The sequence below is a fragment of the Neiella holothuriorum genome (assembly GCF_019457915.1).
Taxonomy (GTDB): Bacteria; Pseudomonadota; Gammaproteobacteria; order Enterobacterales; family Neiellaceae; genus Neiella; species Neiella holothuriorum.
In genome coordinates this window covers 187,485-202,893 of record NZ_JAHZSS010000002.1, presented here as the reverse complement: position 1 = coordinate 202,893, position 15,409 = coordinate 187,485, and the positions used below count along the sequence as shown (strand labels likewise).

At 48.7% G+C, this 15,409-nt stretch carries 12 protein-coding genes and 3 tRNA genes; 8 read left to right on the top strand and 7 right to left on the bottom strand.

The features are described from left to right. The first annotated feature begins 33 nt into the window (after positions 1–33). Entirely contained in the window at positions 34–2,217 is a 2,184-nt protein-coding gene (locus K0504_RS02700) for a cation:dicarboxylate symporter family transporter (protein ID WP_220102610.1), read from the top strand. Positions 2,218–2,299: 82 nt separating this feature from the next. Here the strand turns inward: K0504_RS02700 and K0504_RS02695 are convergent, their stop codons facing one another. Next, the gene (locus K0504_RS02695) at positions 2,300–2,584 is read right to left on the bottom strand and encodes a hypothetical protein (RefSeq protein WP_220102609.1); all 285 of its coding nucleotides are present in this window, start codon (positions 2,582–2,584) and stop codon (positions 2,300–2,302) included. A gap of 278 nt (positions 2,585–2,862) precedes the next feature. On the opposite strand from K0504_RS02695, the gene K0504_RS02690 reads away from it, so the two are divergent. Beyond that, positions 2,863–3,639, top strand: a complete 777-nt coding sequence (locus K0504_RS02690) for a MipA/OmpV family protein (RefSeq protein ID WP_220102608.1) — start codon at positions 2,863–2,865, stop codon at positions 3,637–3,639. 72 nt (positions 3,640–3,711) lie between these two features. Here K0504_RS02690 and K0504_RS02685 read toward each other — a convergent pair whose 3' ends face one another. After that, positions 3,712–4,305: a beta-phosphoglucomutase family hydrolase gene (locus K0504_RS02685; RefSeq protein ID WP_220102607.1), complete on the bottom strand. Its 594-nt coding sequence runs from the start codon at positions 4,303–4,305 to the stop codon at positions 3,712–3,714. A 183-nt stretch (positions 4,306–4,488) separates the two neighbouring features. Between K0504_RS02685 and K0504_RS02680 the strand changes: the two genes are divergently transcribed. After that, positions 4,489–5,403 carry a DUF3369 domain-containing protein gene (locus K0504_RS02680; RefSeq protein WP_220102606.1) on the top strand — a complete coding sequence of 305 codons (915 nt, stop codon included), beginning with the start codon at positions 4,489–4,491 and terminating at the stop codon, positions 5,401–5,403. A 7-nt stretch (positions 5,404–5,410) separates the two neighbouring features. Beyond that, positions 5,411–6,748, top strand: coding sequence for a sensor histidine kinase (locus tag K0504_RS02675; protein WP_220102605.1), 1,338 nt, complete (start codon positions 5,411–5,413; stop codon positions 6,746–6,748). 83 nt (positions 6,749–6,831) lie between these two features. Here the strand turns inward: K0504_RS02675 and K0504_RS02670 are convergent. The 3 genes from K0504_RS02670 to K0504_RS02660 all read right to left on the bottom strand — a co-directional run bounded on the left by K0504_RS02670 (position 6,832) and on the right by K0504_RS02660 (position 7,140). Beyond that, positions 6,832–6,908 (bottom strand) — tRNA-Pro (locus K0504_RS02670). 38 nt (positions 6,909–6,946) lie between these two features. After that, a tRNA-His gene (locus tag K0504_RS02665) sits at positions 6,947–7,022 on the bottom strand. 41 nt (positions 7,023–7,063) lie between these two features. Continuing rightward, positions 7,064–7,140 (bottom strand) — tRNA-Arg (locus K0504_RS02660). 206 nt (positions 7,141–7,346) lie between these two features. Between K0504_RS02660 and K0504_RS02655 the strand changes: the two genes are divergently transcribed. Beyond that, the gene (locus tag K0504_RS02655; RefSeq protein ID WP_220102604.1) at positions 7,347–7,730 is read left to right on the top strand and encodes a c-type cytochrome; all 384 of its coding nucleotides are present in this window, start codon (positions 7,347–7,349) and stop codon (positions 7,728–7,730) included. A gap of 69 nt (positions 7,731–7,799) precedes the next feature. On the opposite strand, the gene rep is transcribed toward K0504_RS02655, so the two are convergent. Further along, a complete protein-coding gene (gene rep, locus K0504_RS02650) occupies positions 7,800–9,815 on the bottom strand; it encodes a DNA helicase Rep (protein WP_220102603.1) in 2,016 nt (671 codons plus the stop codon). A 187-nt stretch (positions 9,816–10,002) separates the two neighbouring features. Between rep and K0504_RS02645 the strand changes: the two genes are divergently transcribed. Together K0504_RS02645 and K0504_RS02640 are read left to right on the top strand one after the other, a co-directional pair. Next, entirely contained in the window at positions 10,003–11,121 is a 1,119-nt protein-coding gene (locus K0504_RS02645) for an efflux RND transporter periplasmic adaptor subunit (protein WP_220102602.1), read from the top strand. A 12-nt stretch (positions 11,122–11,133) separates the two neighbouring features. Further along, complete coding sequence (locus K0504_RS02640; RefSeq protein WP_220102601.1) at positions 11,134–14,190, top strand: multidrug efflux RND transporter permease subunit; 3,057 nt, start codon at positions 11,134–11,136, stop codon at positions 14,188–14,190. A 68-nt stretch (positions 14,191–14,258) separates the two neighbouring features. Here K0504_RS02640 and K0504_RS02635 read toward each other — a convergent pair whose 3' ends face one another. Then, positions 14,259–14,936 carry a PEP-CTERM sorting domain-containing protein gene (locus K0504_RS02635; RefSeq protein ID WP_220102600.1) on the bottom strand — a complete coding sequence of 226 codons (678 nt, stop codon included), beginning with the start codon at positions 14,934–14,936 and terminating at the stop codon, positions 14,259–14,261. A gap of 200 nt (positions 14,937–15,136) precedes the next feature. Between K0504_RS02635 and ubiK the strand changes: the two genes are divergently transcribed. Continuing rightward, complete coding sequence (gene ubiK / locus K0504_RS02630; protein WP_220102599.1) at positions 15,137–15,391, top strand: ubiquinone biosynthesis accessory factor UbiK; 255 nt, start codon at positions 15,137–15,139, stop codon at positions 15,389–15,391. Positions 15,392–15,409: the final 18 nt, after the last annotated feature.

The window sequence follows — 15,409 nt, the reverse complement described above, 5'->3', positions numbered from 1 at the left end:
GCGAACGTAAGCGGGCTGAATTAGGAGGATTCAATGACGGAAAAAAAGAAAGGTTGGCGGCCATCCCTTGCTGCAACCATGATTATAGCCATGGTGCTGGGCATCATCACCGGTATCTTCTTTGGTGAAATGGTGGCGTGGACAGGCGTTGTTGGCAATGCCGTCATCATGCTGATGCAAATGACGATTTACCCTTATATCCTGGTCAGCCTGATCAGTGGCATTGGTAAATTGAACGCAGAGGATGCCAAGTCAATCTTCATCAAAGCCGGCAGTATCATGGCGGCGATTTGGGGCATTGGCTTAATTGTTGTGCTGGTCACCCCAATTACTTTTCCTTCACTCGAATCCGCCAGCTTTTTCAGTACCAGCGAAGTCCAGCCAAAAGCCGAAATTGACTACCTAAAACTATATATTCCCGCCAACCCATTTGAATCGATGGCCAACGGCGCAGTGCCTGCCTTGGTGTTATTTAGTATTGCGCTAGGTGTAGCGCTGATTTCAGTCAAAAATAAAAATAGCATCATCGACTTGGCCAGTACCGCGGCAGAAGGGTTGTCAAAAATCACCCAGTCGGTAGTTAAGATTCTGCCCATTGGCGTATTTGCCATGTCGGCCAATGCCGCAGGCACGATGAGTATTGAAGAACTCGAAAGTCTGCAAGTCTTCATGATCAGCTATTTTGTGCTGTGTATACTGCTGGCGTTTGTGGTGCTGCCATTGATGCTGACCAGTTTCACGCCCTTTAAGTATCGCGATGTATTGACCATGTCTTGGGGCGCCTTAGTAACCGCTTTTTCCACCGGAAACATATTCATTTGTTTACCGGTGATCCAAGAAGAAAGTAAGCGCCTGCTCGAAAAGTACAAATACGATTCAGAAGACGCCAACCGGCTAGTTGATGTGGTGTTGCCCATTGCTTTCACTTTCCCGAACCTTGGCAAGCTCACTATCATTTTATTCATCTTCTTTGCGGGCTGGTTTATTGGCAAACCCGTGGATCTTGCCAGCTATCCCATGGTGGGCATTAGTGGCTTACTCAGCTTGTTCGGTAGTGTGTATGTGGCCGTGCCATTCTTGCTCGAAAGCGTGTTTTTACCTGCCGATCTCAACCAGTTGTTTGTGGTGTCTTCATTTATCACCGGCCGCTTTAATTCGTTAGTGGCTGTGATGAACCTGATGGCCGTCACCCTCCTCTCCGCCGTCATCGTGGTGTATGGCATCAAGCGCCCGAAAGTTGCCGCCCTTAAATTTGTCGCTTTGTCAGTTGTCGCTTCAGTGCTGGTCTTGGCCGGCACTCGGATCATGCTAGAGCAGTTAATCGACGAAGATAAAAACACATCGAGCCTAATTGCCGGCATGCGAATTGAGAATACACTGACCGATCAAACCCATGAAACATCCAGTTGGCAACGGACAGCAAACCCCAACGTCTCAACGGTGGATGATGTGCTCGCGCGCGGCGTACTGCGTATTGGCTACCAACGAGGCAATGTACCTTTCACTTATTTCAACAGTGAGAACAAGCTTGTCGGGCTGGACATTGCGCTTGCTTATCGGCTTGCCGCGGATCTTGGCGTAGATGTCGAATTTGTGCCTTATATGAACGAACACATGGCCGATGACTTAGAGCGCGGTTATTTCGATATTGCTATGTCGGGTGTGGAAGTGGATGCAGAGCTGATGAAGCATGTCGCATTCACCCGACAAGTCATGAAGTTGAATTTAGCCTTGGTCGTGCCCGATCATATGGTTAAGCAATACAGTGATGTTAGCGTGCTAAGAAAAGCCAGCTTAAATATCGCATTTGTGCAGCATGAGGCGATGATTAATCGCGCCACCAAACGATTCCCAAATTTATCGTTCGACGAGTTAGTGCACTACGAGAGCTTTTTCTCACCAGATAAACCTCATGATTATGATGCGTTATTGACGAGTGCCGAAGCCGGTTACGCCTGGAGCTTGTTCTATCCAGACTATGGCGTTGCACTGCTCAAGGATCAAAGTACGGGGCGGTTGTTTTCATTCCCCGTAGCCTTTGCGGTAGCGCGGCGGAATCAAGATTTGCTGAACTACGTCAATAATTGGCTCGACATGGTAAAAGCCTACGGTTTTATCGATCAGCAATATGATTATTGGATCCAGGGTCATGGCGCCACGCCTCAGGAATCGCGTTGGTCGGTGATCAAAGACGTTCTCGGTTGGGTCGAAGGCTAGCGTTTCCAACAGCCAATAAAAAAACCCGCTTTTAGCGGGATTTTTTTGTTCGCCAATGAATGACAAATTCTTCTGGCTGAAATTAAAGAGAGCAGGTTTTTTGCTCTGTTCGATAGCGTGCAATATGGCGGTGGAGCTGATAGCGCTGATAAGCACATCCGCTAAACGCGACGACCACCAATAGGTTGAGTGACAGCCAAGCGACGGAATTAAAGCCCAGCATCCAGTTGCTCGACGTCACCATGGCCATAACAACAAACACTGCGCCCCAAAGCACCACGAATTGGCGAAAGCCCCGCCGGTGCTGGCGCTCGATGGTGGACAAACCAAATTGGTCGACATAGCGGTCAAATGTTGAAGCTTTCATCACTTAGCCTCCGAACAAATCAAATTGAGCATTAACTCTAAACTAACAGCTTCCGTCCGCTGCTGATTTGTTTTCGGTCAATAAACCATCAGACTGGTATGACCAGACAATATTAGAAACTCATTCAATCGCTTGTTTATTAACCATCTTTTGCACGCTAACCAATTAAATTGCTTAGGGATCTGGCAAGTGTCATAAACTCCACCTATTTTATAGCTAGGTCTCGATCCCTCTGGATTCTTTGGACTTCCTATAAATGTTGCAAGGATAGGTACACCATGTATAAAAAAACTATTGCTGCCCTCATTGGCGCGGCGCTCTTACACACTACAGCAAACGCAGCAACAATCTCTGCTAGCCCAGATGCAGTTCCAACAAAACACAAAGAAAGCACACTGGCTGTTGGTTTAGGCTTTGGTTCAACTAGCTCAGCTTATGCTCAATACGATGATGAAAGCACTGCTATTCCGTTAATATTTTTTAACTCGAAGAACTTCTACTTTGAAGGCGTTGAAGGTGGTTACAAAGTTATCGAAAACCGTCAAAGCCGCCTGAGCGTTTTTGTTTCCATGGGCGCTGAAGAATTCGATGCGGGCAACAGTGACATTGATGGTTTGAAAGACCGCGACCGCAGCGTTATGGCCGGTGTTCGTTATCGTTACATGGCCAAGTGGGGTATTGTCGATGCTAAAGTTGCCGGTGACATTTCAGAGGAAAGCGAAGGCACCATTGCTCGTGTTAGCTATGGCTACCCATTCCACATCTCGGAAAAATTCACCATTCTGCCACGCGGTTTCGTTAAGTGGATGAGCAGCGATTATGCCGATTACTACTACGGCGTATCTCCAGACGAATCAGGCTTATCATCCTACGCGCCTGGTAGCTCAATGAAATATGGCGCAGAGTTAATAGCCACTTACCAAATTAACAATAAGTGGAAAGTGTTAGGCGGTGGCCGTGTGTCAATGCTTGACTCAGATTTGGAAGACAGCCCAATGATGGACGATGACATGGAATCGCTCATATTCGCTGGTGTTACTTACAAGTTCTGGTAAACCTAGCTTTCTGAATCTAATAAAAAAGCGCCGCAAGGCGCTTTTTTGTTTTGTCATTCACCGTCAATCAAATCACTCGGGCCAGCGGATCTTTCCAAGATCGACTCGAATACAGTCCATGCCAGCTGCCAAAGCTGCTTGTTCACCAATATCTGTATCTTCGAATACAACACAGCGCGCAGGCGTTACCTGCATCTGTTGCGCGGCGGCTAAGAAGGTTTCAGGGTGAGGTTTGCCGAACGTCACGTCCGATGCCGTCACCAGCGCCAGAAGCTTGTCGAGAACGCCAACTTGGGTCAACACGTCTTCCGCATGGGCGCGAATAGAGCCCGTTCCCACCGCGATTTTTTTATCAGTCAAACTGGTTAATAGCACTTGATAAACATCATTGATGAGTACTGGCGGCTGCTCTAGCTCAGTCCATTGTTGGCGCTTAGTTTCAGCTACTTCTTCACAGTCTAACTGTAGGCCGTAGCGCTGGTTCACATGAGCAGCAATTTTTACCGTAGGCACACCGCCTAACGACATCTGCCATTCTGCATCGAACGGAAATTGGTAAAGCTTAGCTGTCCGCCGCCAAGCCTCCATGTGGCTTGGCATGGAATCGACCAAGGTGCCATCCATATCAAAAATAATGGCATCATACTTTTGCAACGCTTTATTCATGGTTAAATCCATCGCCTTATTCAATAACTTGCTAATTCTACACCAAGATAAGTGCTGACTAAGCTCTCAAAAATCGAATCAAACACCCGTTTCGAGCCAAAATCTATGGCGCGAATCACACGGTATCAATCTACCCTTAATCTATAGTAGGTGTGAATATTCTGATTCAACTTGAGGATGTCTATGGATTGGTTATTGGATGAAGAACCAAAGTGTGAACAACGAGTAGAACGCGAGCCATGGAAGATCGTGATCGTTGATGATGAGCCAGAAGTACACAAAATTACCGAGCTTGCCTTGCGCGATTTTGAATTCGAAAATCGTCCGTTAACGTTTATTAATGCTTATGACGGTCAATCGGCCCGCGAACTTTTTGAGCAGCACGATGATATTGCGTTGGTGCTACTCGATGTGGTGATGGAATCTGACGATGCCGGCCTACGCACCGTCGAATACCTGCGTGATCAACTCCGAAACCATTACACCCGCGTCGTGCTAAGAACCGGCCAGCCGGGTATGGCGCCAGAGCATGAAGTGATCAGCCATTATGACATTGACGGTTATCGCGCTAAAACCGAATTGACTCACGAATCACTCACCCAAACCTTTTACACCACACTGCGGGCTTATCGCGATTTAGTTCGCATGCAACGCTATCAATATGGCCTAGAGGCCGTGATCCGCTCCATTGCGCAATTTAATGAGCTCGATGATTTCTCAACATTCACCCAGTCATTAATGGAGCAAGTTGGTGCGGTACTTAATGCCTACCGTAGCGACTTAGTGATCCAGCCAGCTGAGATTGTCAGCCTCGGCCATCAACAGCAAACGCCTCGATGGAATATTAAAGTTGATAATGGCACTACAGAATCAAACTCAACCCAAGAATTGGCACAACAATCGCTGAAATCGAAACAAAGCATTTTTCAACCTCCGGTGCACGCCTACTATCATCGCTCAGCGCAAGGCACCGAATCGGTATTTGTCATTCAAACCAGTGACACAGTTGAGCCTGAAGGCGAACGCTTACTCGCACTTTTCTCGCAAAACGTCGTCCTAATTCTGGAGCGTTTACTGCGCTCAGAACAACGCAATTAACGGTGTAATGCTCAGCCAAGACATATCGGACATCATTAAAAAGCTTCAATCGAGTTACGGTGAAGCTTTTTTTAATCGGCTAACATTGCAGCTCCATCAAATTATTGGGGCAGACTATACGTTTATTGCTCGCTTAAACGAGCAACACACCGCATCTAAGACCATTAGCCTTGTTGCCAAGGGCAAACTGGCTGATAACTTCGAATACGCGCTCAACGGCACACCTTGCGCCGATGTTTCTAATGACAACGTTTGTGTGTACCAAAACAGCATCTGCCGGCTTTTTCCGCAAGATCAATTGCTCATCGATATGGGTATTGAAGGGTATGTGGGCGCGCCACTGCATGACTCGTCTGGCAACGTTATGGGTTTGGTGGTGGCCTTGTTTGAACACGCAATCAGTGAAACCTCGGCAATCACGTCATTGTTCAGTTTGTTTTCTGGCCGCATTGCAGCTGAAATTGAACGTAATGAGTCGGAAGCCCAATTACGCGCACTCAATCAAAACTTGGAACATAAAGTTGCCCAGCGTACCGCTGAGCTATCAGCCACCTTGGATGAACTTCGTAACAGCCAACAACAAATCATCGAACATGAAAAGCTCGCTTCCCTTGGTCGACTGGTGGCTGGCGTGGCCCATGAAATCAACTCACCCTTGGGGATTGCATTACTGAGTGGCTCAACCATTGAGCAAAAGGTGCTTGAATTAACTTCGGTGGTTAATGAGCAAACGCTGACGCGCGCACAGCTCAACCGGCTGATCGATGACATTCAAACGGCACAGCAGTCATTGCAATTTAATATGCAGCGCGCGGCTGATTTGGTGCAAAATTTTAAACAAGTATCAGCCGAGCAGCACTCCAACCAAAGCGGCAATATTGACTTAGCCAGTTGGATCGCAACGGTTGTTGGTAGTCTCACGCCGTTGATGACCAGTCATGACATCGAGGTAACCTGTCAGGTTCCAGAGACACCAATTGAATTAGAAACCTACCCAGGGCAACTGGCCCAAGTATTAACAAACCTGCTAAGCAATATCGCCATGCATGCTTACCCTAAGAGCCAATCATTTGCTGGCAAAGTAGCCCAGCTTCGCGCTTACACCGAAGCAGATACGCTGTATCTATGTGTCAGTGACCGAGGCATTGGCTTAAACCCCGATATTATCAATCAGGTCTGTGAGCCATTTTTCACTACTGCGCGCGGCAAAGGGGGAACAGGGCTTGGTTTAAGTATTGTTAGCAACTTAGTGAGAAGTTCGCTCGGCGGCACGCTCAACATTACCAGTGAGCTAGGGCAAGGCATGCAGGTACAGATTTCGTTGCCGTTGAAGTTGTCACGATAGAACACGCTTCACCAGCAACATTCGATGTTGTTAACACGCTAAAACGAAAAAACCCCGCTCTTACGAGCGGGGTTTTAGAATGGTGGTCGGTGAAGAGGGATTCGAACCCCCGACCCTCTGGTCCCAAACCAGATGCGCTACCAAACTGCGCTATTCACCGACATGTTGTTGCTGACACTTCTCATCCATTCAAAAGAATGGGGTGGCTGATGGGGATCGAACCCACGACCACCGGAATCACAATCCGGGGCTCTACCAACTGAGCTACAGCCACCGTAGCATGCTTTGCCTTCCGATACAGTCACTGTGTCGGGCTGGCGCGCCCGAGAGGATTCGAACCTCTGACCTTTGCCTCCGGAGGGCAACGCTCTATCCAGCTGAGCTACGGGCGCTCACTGGCTGTCAGCGGAGGCGTATATTACACAGCGAGACTGGGTAGGTCTAGCCCTATTTTAAAAAAAATTTCAGTTGTTGATTGATTGGTTAAATCACATACAACAAAAAACGCGCCATCATTGGTTGGTGGTGACAAAATATCCCGATATAATCCCTTTTCTGTTCACTACAATAATAGTAATAAGCCCGAGGGGATGCTCCCATGAAAACAACCTGGCTACTGGCTGCATTAAGCCTGTCTGTGTCAGCTGCCGCGATAGCCGCGACAGATAAAGAAGCGCAAATCGTTGAACGTATCAAGCCAGTGGGCGATGTCTACTTGGCCGGTGATGAGCCTGTTAATACCGCACCAGCGGGCCCTCGCTCAGGCGATCAAGTCTATAACGCCGTTTGTATTGCTTGTCACAGCGGAGCCATTCCAGGTGCGCCAGTGAAGGGTAACGCCGATGAGTGGGCGCCACGTTTAGAGAAAGGCCTTGATGCCTTGGTCAGTAGCGCTATGAATGGCCTCAATGCCATGCCACCGCAAAGTGCGATGGCTTCCGAAGAAGAAATTCGTGCTGCCATTGAATTTATGAGCAAATAAATTCGTCGCGAGCATAAAAAACGCCGGTTCTATCCGGCGTTTTTTGTATCTGTAAATCAACCGGAGTGGTTAAGATTTATCAGCTAGCATCGCTTTCAGGTTAGCAATATTCGCACGACCAGCTTGTTGGCGCTGTTGTGCAGAGGCTACTTTGCGCGCTTCCCATTCCATGTCGTCTTGCGGTAATTCCAGCAAAAATCGGCTGGGTTCCGGCTTGATGGTTTCGCCATACTGGCGACGCGACTTACACAACGTAAAGGTTAATGCTTGTTGAGCACGTGTAATACCCACATAAGCCAGACGACGCTCTTCTTCGATGTTGTCTTCATCCACACTCGTTTGGTGGGGCAGTAAGCCTTCTTCCATACCAACCATGAACACAAACGGAAACTCCAACCCCTTCGAGGCATGCAAGGTCATCAACTGGACTTGGTCGGCGCCATCTTCTGACTCATTGCGCTCCATCATGTCGCGCAACATTAAGCGGTTCACCACCTCGGTCAACGTCATCGGCTCTTCCAGCTCATCTCCCTCGAGCATTTCGGTGATCCAGCGGTACAGCTCTGATACGTTCTTCATACGCATTTCAGCGGCTTTGGCGCTGGCGGATGTTTCATACAGCCAGTCTTCGTAACCAATGCCACGCACAAGCTCACGAACCACATCAGTCGTCTCAGAACGCTCAACGTTGTCGCTCAATTCCACCATCCAACGCGCAAACTTGTGAATTTCAGCGCCGGGTTTGCCCCCAATTACACTCATCAAATGATCATCGCAGGCAGCATCAAACAAGCTGATTTGTTTTTCGTTGGCGAACAGCCCGAGTTTTTGCAGCGAGGTAGGGCCAATGCCGCGCTTGGGCACATTCACAATACGCAGAAATGAATTGTCGTCGTTAGGATTCACCAGCAGCTTGAGGTAAGCCATCATGTCTTTAATTTCAGCGCGGGAAAAAAACGAGGTGCCGCCAGAGATTTTGTAAGGCACCCGATTACGCATTAACGCGCCTTCAAACACCCGCGATTGGTGATTGCCGCGATACAGTAAGGCGTAATCGCGATAGGACGTTTTGTTAAGAAACTTGTGAGCCATTAATTCGGAGATCACCCGATCGGCTTCGTGCTCTTCATCCGTGGCAAACAGCACTTTGAGTGGCACGCCATAGCCCAATTCACTGAACAGGCGTTTTTCAAAAACGTGCGGGTTGTTTTCAATCAGGATATTGGCCGCTTTCAAAATACGGCTGCTGGATCGGTAATTTTGCTCCAGCTTAATTAACCGCAGCCCTGGAAAATCTTTTTTCAGTAGCTCTAAGTTTTGTGGTCGCGCACCACGCCACGAGTAAATGGATTGGTCATCATCGCCCACCACGGTAAAGCGTGCGCTGTCGCCGACAATTAGCTTCACCAAATCATATTGTGCGGTATTGGTGTCTTGATATTCATCCACCAACAGGTAGCGAATTTTGTCCTGCCAGCGTTGGCGTACTTCTTCATTTTGTTTGAGCAACAGGCACGGCAGCAAAATCAAATCATCAAAATCTAACGCGTTGTATGCCGTCATTTGATCTTGATAGCGCTGATAGAAGGTGGCCATGGTTTGCTCATGATCGCCTTGCGCTTGCTGTAAAGCGAGCTTGGGCGAGACCATTTCATTCTTCCAGTTGGAAATAGTCGAAATGAGCTGGCGGATCAGATCTTTGTCATTATCCCACTCATCTTCAGTCAACGCCGCGATCAAGCCTGTTGCATCATGCTCATCAAACAGTGAGAAATTTTCTTTTAGGCCCAAAATTCGATGTTCGCGGCGAATAATGTTCAAGCCTAAGGTGTGGAAGGTGGACACCATCAGGCCGCGCGCTTCGGCCTTGCCAAGTGTTTGGCCAATCCGCTCACGCATTTCCCGCGCCGCTTTATTAGTAAAGGTCACCGCGGCAATGTGGCGAGCTTTGTGGCCACATTGTTGAATCATGTAAGCAATCTTATTGGTGATCACTCGGGTTTTGCCCGAGCCCGCGCCAGCCAGCACCAAGCAGGGGCCAGATATGTATTCAACCGCGTTTTGCTGGGCGGGGTTAAGTTTCATGCAACAACCTCAATTAATGGTCGCACATTGTAACCCAACACACTCAAACGCACAGCTACCCGCGAAGGGCCTGCGTGTAGATTTATTTTCACCAGCGTTAACAATGATTTAACTATAGTAAATTGGTAATGTCGTTATACTTGCATGTCCTATACTCAAATCGTTCTCAATTGTTGGATTGTTTCCCATGAAAAAGTGGTACGCGTGGATGCTCCTGCTGGTCGTTGTTTTACTCGGCTCAGTCATTGGCTTCAACTTCTTTAAAGCGCACATGATTAGCCAGTATATGGCCAATCGACCACCGCCTAGTTTTCCGGTGACCATCATGACCGTGGCACCACAAGATTATGTGCCGCGTATCAGCGCCTTTGGTTTTATCGAACCTTATCGCGGGGTGACCTTGGCCAGCGAGGAAAACGGCAAAGTTAACAGCATCAACTTTGAGTCGGGCCAACAAGTCAAACAAGATCAAACCTTGGTGCAGCTCGACTTAGATGTTGAACAGGCTAATTTAGAAGCCGCCCTGGGCCGCATGCCAGCCACTGAACGCCAGAAAGACCGGATGATCAAGCTGTTTAAGCAAGGTTCGGTATCCGAAGGCGAGAAAGACTCCGCCGTGGCCGAGTTCTTATCATTGAGAGCAGAAATCGCCTCGCTAAATGCCAGCATCGATCGGCGCACCATTGAAGCGCCTTTCGACGGCGTGGTTGGCTTGCGCAATGTATTTTTGGGCCAATACCTACAGTCCGGCGATGACATTGTCAGGCTCGAAGATATCTCCACCATGCGCATTCGCTTTACCATTGCCCAAACTGATTTATCACGCGTTCATGTAGGCCAAATCATTGAAGTGGGTGTGGATAGTTCCCACGAGACCTTCCAAGGGCAAATTACTGCGATTGAACCTCCGGTCAATTACCAATCCGGTATTGTTCAGGTGCAGGCTGATATTCCAAATGAACACGGCAATCTTCGCTCTGGCATGTTTGCCCGAGTTGCGATTATTTTGCCAACACTGACAGAGCGAATTTTGCTACCGCAAAGCGCCATAAACTTTACCCTATATGGCGAGAGTGTCTTCGTTGTGCAGCGTGGCCAAGATGAGCAAGGTAATGAGCAATTATCGGTTCGCCAAACCACGGTGAAAGTCGTTGAACGTCACGGCGATGTTGCGTTAATCGCCTCAGGCTTAAAACCAGGCGATGAAGTGGTCGTCACTGGTCAGGTTCGCCTTTCCAATGGCAGTCTGGTGCGTTTAGTCGAATCCAACGCACTGCAAATGCCAGCGCAATTACCACGCTTGTAACCGGAGCCTGCCATGCGATTTACCGATACTTTTATTCGTCGGCCAGTTCTGGCAGTTGCCATCAGCCTGCTGCTGGTTTTGCTGGGGCTACAAGCGTTGCGCGGAATGCAATTGCGTGAATACCCTGAAATGACCAATACCGTGGTCACCGTCAGCACCAGCTATTGGGGTGCCAACTCTGATCTAATTCAAGGGTTCATCACTCAGCCATTAGAGCAGGCCATTGCGCAAGCCGATAACGTTGACTTTATGACCAGTCAATCGTCTTTGGGCGCCAGCACCATCACCGCGCAAATGAAGTTAAACACCGATCCCAATGCCGCGTTGGCCGATATTCTGGCGAAAGTGAATTCGGTGCGCTCACAACTACCCAGCGAGGCGGAAGATCCGTCGGTAGATATGTCGACCGGCTCGTCCACCTCGGTCATTTACATTGCCTTCACCAGCCCCGAACTCAACGCCAGCCAAATCAACGACTACCTTGAGCGAGTCATACAACCTCAGCTCTTCACTATTCCCGGCGTCGCCAAAGTGAACTTATACGGCGGTATCAAATTCGCCTTACGGGTTTGGCTTGATCCACAAAAGATGGCAGCGCTCGACTTGACTGCCACCGAAGTGTCGCAGGTGTTGGAAGCCAATAACTTCCAGTCAGCGCCTGGGCAAGCCACTGGCGTATTTAACGTGTTTAATGGAGAGGTGAACTCACAGGTTTCCAGCCCAGATGAATTAGAGCGAATGGTCGTTGCCAGTCGCGAAGGCTCCGTGGTGCGGCTAAGTGACATTGCCACGGTATCTCTGGAGAAAAGCCGCGACAGCTATCGGGCCATCGCCAATGGTAAAAATGCGGTGGTGGTTGCCATCGATCCGACACCAACCGCCAACCCGCTGGATATCACCAAACAAGTACGGATCATGCTACCGGACTTGGCCAACAACTTACCTGACACCATCAATATGAAGGTGCTTTACGACTCCACGCTAGCCATCGAAGAGTCGATTAATGAAGTAATTCATACCATTGTTGAAGCCGGAATTATCGTGTTGGTCGTCATCACGTTATTCCTCGGTAATTTCCGTGCAGTGTTGATCCCGGTGATCACCATTCCACTTTCGCTGATTGGCGTTGCGATGGTGATGTCCGTGTTTGGTTTTTCCATGAACCTGATGACACTGCTCGCCATGGTGCTCGCCATTGGCTTAGTTGTGGATGACGCCATTGTGGTGGTGGAGAATGTTGACCGGCACATAAAAATGGGGAAAAAGCCCTATCAGGCAGCGATTCTGGGTACCCGGGAAATCGCGCTTCCGGTCATTGCCATGACCATCACGTTGGCAGCCGTGTATGCGCCAATTGCGCTAATGGGCGGCATTACCGGCTCGTTATTTAAAGAATTTGCGCTCACCCTAGCAGGCTCCGTGTTTATTTCCGGAGTGGTTGCCCTCACTCTGTCGCCGATGATGTGCTCCCAGTTGCTCAAACCGCATACCAATCCGAGTCGTTTTGAACAAGGTGTTGAATCTGTTTTAGGCGCAGTGAATCGCACCTATGACCGCTGGCTACGCGCGGTGTTAAACCATCGCCAGGTAGTGGTCGTTTTTGCCATACTGGTGTTTGTTAGCTTGCCTTTGATGTTCCGCTTTATTCCTTCAGAACTCGCCCCGAGTGAAGACAAGGGCGGCTTTATGATGATGGGCAAGGCGCCTGCAACGGCCAACCTCGACTACATTCAAAATCATGCGCAAGAAACCGCAGAGCAAGTTGCACAACTCGACGCAGTCGATTCATGGCTGGCTTTTTCAGGTGTGCCACAGTCCAATATGGCCATGGGCATTCTCAATCTAAAAACTTGGTCACAACGCGACGACTCTCAGCATGAAGTGATTGCCAAAACCTCAGCGATGATTACTAATTCGGCAGGTTTGGCGTTTTCTGCTTTTTCATTCCCAGAATTGCCCGGTGCTTCGAGTGGTCTGCCCGTGCAAATGGTCATTTCCACCCCCAATAGTTTCGAGAGCCTATTTGAAGTTGCCAACTCCATTTACGAACAAGTAAAAGTCAGCCCCTTGTTCGTCTATTCAGAAATGGATTTGTCTTACGATTCAGCCACCATGCGTATTCAAATTGACCGCGATAAAGCGGGCGCCTATGGCATTACCATGCAGGATATTGGTTTGACGCTGTCAACCATGATGAGTGATGGCTACATCAACCGTGTTGACCTCAGTGGCCGTGGTTATGAGGTGATCACACAAGTACCACGCGAGCTGCGGTTAACACCTGAATCTGCTGCCAACTATTATGTTCGCGCCAGCAATGGCCAAGCGGTGCCACTTGGCGAGTTAATTACCATTAGCGTAAAAGGGCAGCCGCGCTCATTACCGCATTTCAACCAACTTAACAGCGCCACCATTGGTGGTGTAGCGATGCCTGGTACGTCAATGGGCGATGTCGTCAACTACCTTGACCAACTCGCTGCCGAGCAGCTCCCTAAAGGCTATCAATACGATTATTTGGGAGAATCTCGCCAGTATGTCGAAGAAGGCTCAGCTCTCTACGAAACGTTCTTGTTAGCTCTTGCCATTATCTTTTTGGTGTTGGCCAGTCAGTTCGAAAGCTTGCGCGATCCTTTGGTGATTTTGGTGTCGGTACCACTGGCCATATGTGGTGCGCTCATTGCCATGGCATGGGGCCTGAGCACCATGAATATCTACGCCCAAATTGGCTTAGTGACACTAATTGGACTCATTACTAAACACGGAATTTTGATTTGTGAAGTCGCTAAAGAAGCGCAATTGCAGCATGGTAAAAACCGAACCGAATCGGTCATTGAAGCAGCCAGTATTCGTTTGCGGGCAATTTTAATGACTACCTTGTCGATGGTTGCCGGTTTAATCCCGCTGTTAATGGCATCTGGCGCAGGCGCAATTAGCCGGTTTAGCATTGGTCTGGTTATTGTCGCAGGCCTCACCATCGGCACCGTATTCACCTTGTTTGTCTTGCCGGTGATCTACACGCTGTTAGCCTCGGAGCATAAACCACTCGCGCCACTGCCTGACGAGAGTTAAACGCCGCGATCAAAAAAGGCCTGATGAGTGTCCTCATCAGGCCTTTTTCAACAATTTATCTATTGCAATTAACGACGCTTAGCAACTCGTAAAGCTAGCAAGCCAAGACCCATTAGCAAGATTGAGCTTGGTAGTGGAATTTGCTCATATTGGATGGTAAGAGACCAGTCATAAACAAGGCCCTCTGAGAGCTTGCCAATCATCGGCTCAACATCATCTCCACCTACGAGAACATCCGTAATAGAGAGCGTCCAGTCTCCGGTCATGGCACTACCGTCAAAATTTTCTAGCAGTTCGGTTGGGCTGTACGCTCCTGTAAAACCGTACGTATCTTCTGCGGCATGGCCTGCAGCATCATCAAATTCAAAAGTGACAGGGCCAGAGGTAGCCCCCGGCCCACAGCAATCGTCAGGGAAATTTTCTTCGTCTACCCAAGCTCTGGACAGAAGGATAATTGGGTCAACAGAGCTATCAGGCCCTGTTAGCATGAAAATCAGATCTCCAACCCAATCATGCGCAAAAGTGACGCTCACCGTAACATTGGTGATAATCCCAATATCATCGACATTGATTTGGGTTGATGCCGTTTTATCCGCGAGCTCACCAGCATGCCCTAAGTCGTACGCTACACCACCTTGGTCACTGTAACTATAGGTTTCTTCAATAAACCCTGCCAACGCAGTCGTGGCGAACAGGCTAGGAAGTATCGCTAATGCGATAAATAGGCCTTTCATTTTACGTAACATAATGCTGCTACCTCCGTTACTACTTCTGATGGATTCTATTCAAGAATCGAACCAAAACAGTAAAAATTATTTGAATCAAGTGGTTACCAAGAGGCAGCCATCCAGCTAGTTAACTAATGGTACACCTTTGTAAAAGTTTATGACACCTATCGTTGCGCTTTTCAAGGCGTTACAATGGCTTACTCATAAAGGAGGTTGCCATGATTAACCCATCGAAACTTGAAGAAATTGCTCGTCAGATTGCTGACTCCGTGCCACAAGGCGTTAAACAATTTGCCGGAGACGTGGAGCAACAGGCCAAAACCGTACTCCAGGCTCAGCTAAGTAAGCTGGACTTAGTGACCCGCGAAGAGTTTGACGTACAAAACCGCGTGCTATTAAAAACCCGTGAAAAATTAGAGCAACTTGAAGCTACAGTCGCTGAACTGGAGGCTACACTTAAAGCCAAAGACTAATTCTTCCGCCGGCGATAA

What these genes read in the sequence shown, in the direction of transcription:
- K0504_RS02700 (WP_220102610.1), top strand. Translation starts at nt 34, where the DNA reads ATGACGGAAAAAAAGAAAGGTTGGCGGCCATCCCTTGCTGCAACCATG.
- K0504_RS02695 (WP_220102609.1), bottom strand. Translation starts at nt 2,584, where the DNA reads ATGAAAGCTTCAACATTTGACCGCTATGTCGACCAATTTGGTTTGTCC.
- K0504_RS02690 (WP_220102608.1), top strand. Translation starts at nt 2,863, where the DNA reads ATGTATAAAAAAACTATTGCTGCCCTCATTGGCGCGGCGCTCTTACAC.
- K0504_RS02685 (WP_220102607.1), bottom strand. Translation starts at nt 4,305, where the DNA reads ATGAATAAAGCGTTGCAAAAGTATGATGCCATTATTTTTGATATGGAT.
- K0504_RS02680 (WP_220102606.1), top strand. Translation starts at nt 4,489, where the DNA reads ATGGATTGGTTATTGGATGAAGAACCAAAGTGTGAACAACGAGTAGAA.
- K0504_RS02675 (WP_220102605.1), top strand. Translation starts at nt 5,411, where the DNA reads ATGCTCAGCCAAGACATATCGGACATCATTAAAAAGCTTCAATCGAGT.
- K0504_RS02655 (WP_220102604.1), top strand. Translation starts at nt 7,347, where the DNA reads ATGAAAACAACCTGGCTACTGGCTGCATTAAGCCTGTCTGTGTCAGCT.
- rep (WP_220102603.1), bottom strand. Translation starts at nt 9,815, where the DNA reads ATGAAACTTAACCCCGCCCAGCAAAACGCGGTTGAATACATATCTGGC.
- K0504_RS02645 (WP_220102602.1), top strand. Translation starts at nt 10,003, where the DNA reads ATGAAAAAGTGGTACGCGTGGATGCTCCTGCTGGTCGTTGTTTTACTC.
- K0504_RS02640 (WP_220102601.1), top strand. Translation starts at nt 11,134, where the DNA reads ATGCGATTTACCGATACTTTTATTCGTCGGCCAGTTCTGGCAGTTGCC.
- K0504_RS02635 (WP_220102600.1), bottom strand. Translation starts at nt 14,936, where the DNA reads ATGTTACGTAAAATGAAAGGCCTATTTATCGCATTAGCGATACTTCCT.
- ubiK (WP_220102599.1), top strand. Translation starts at nt 15,137, where the DNA reads ATGATTAACCCATCGAAACTTGAAGAAATTGCTCGTCAGATTGCTGAC.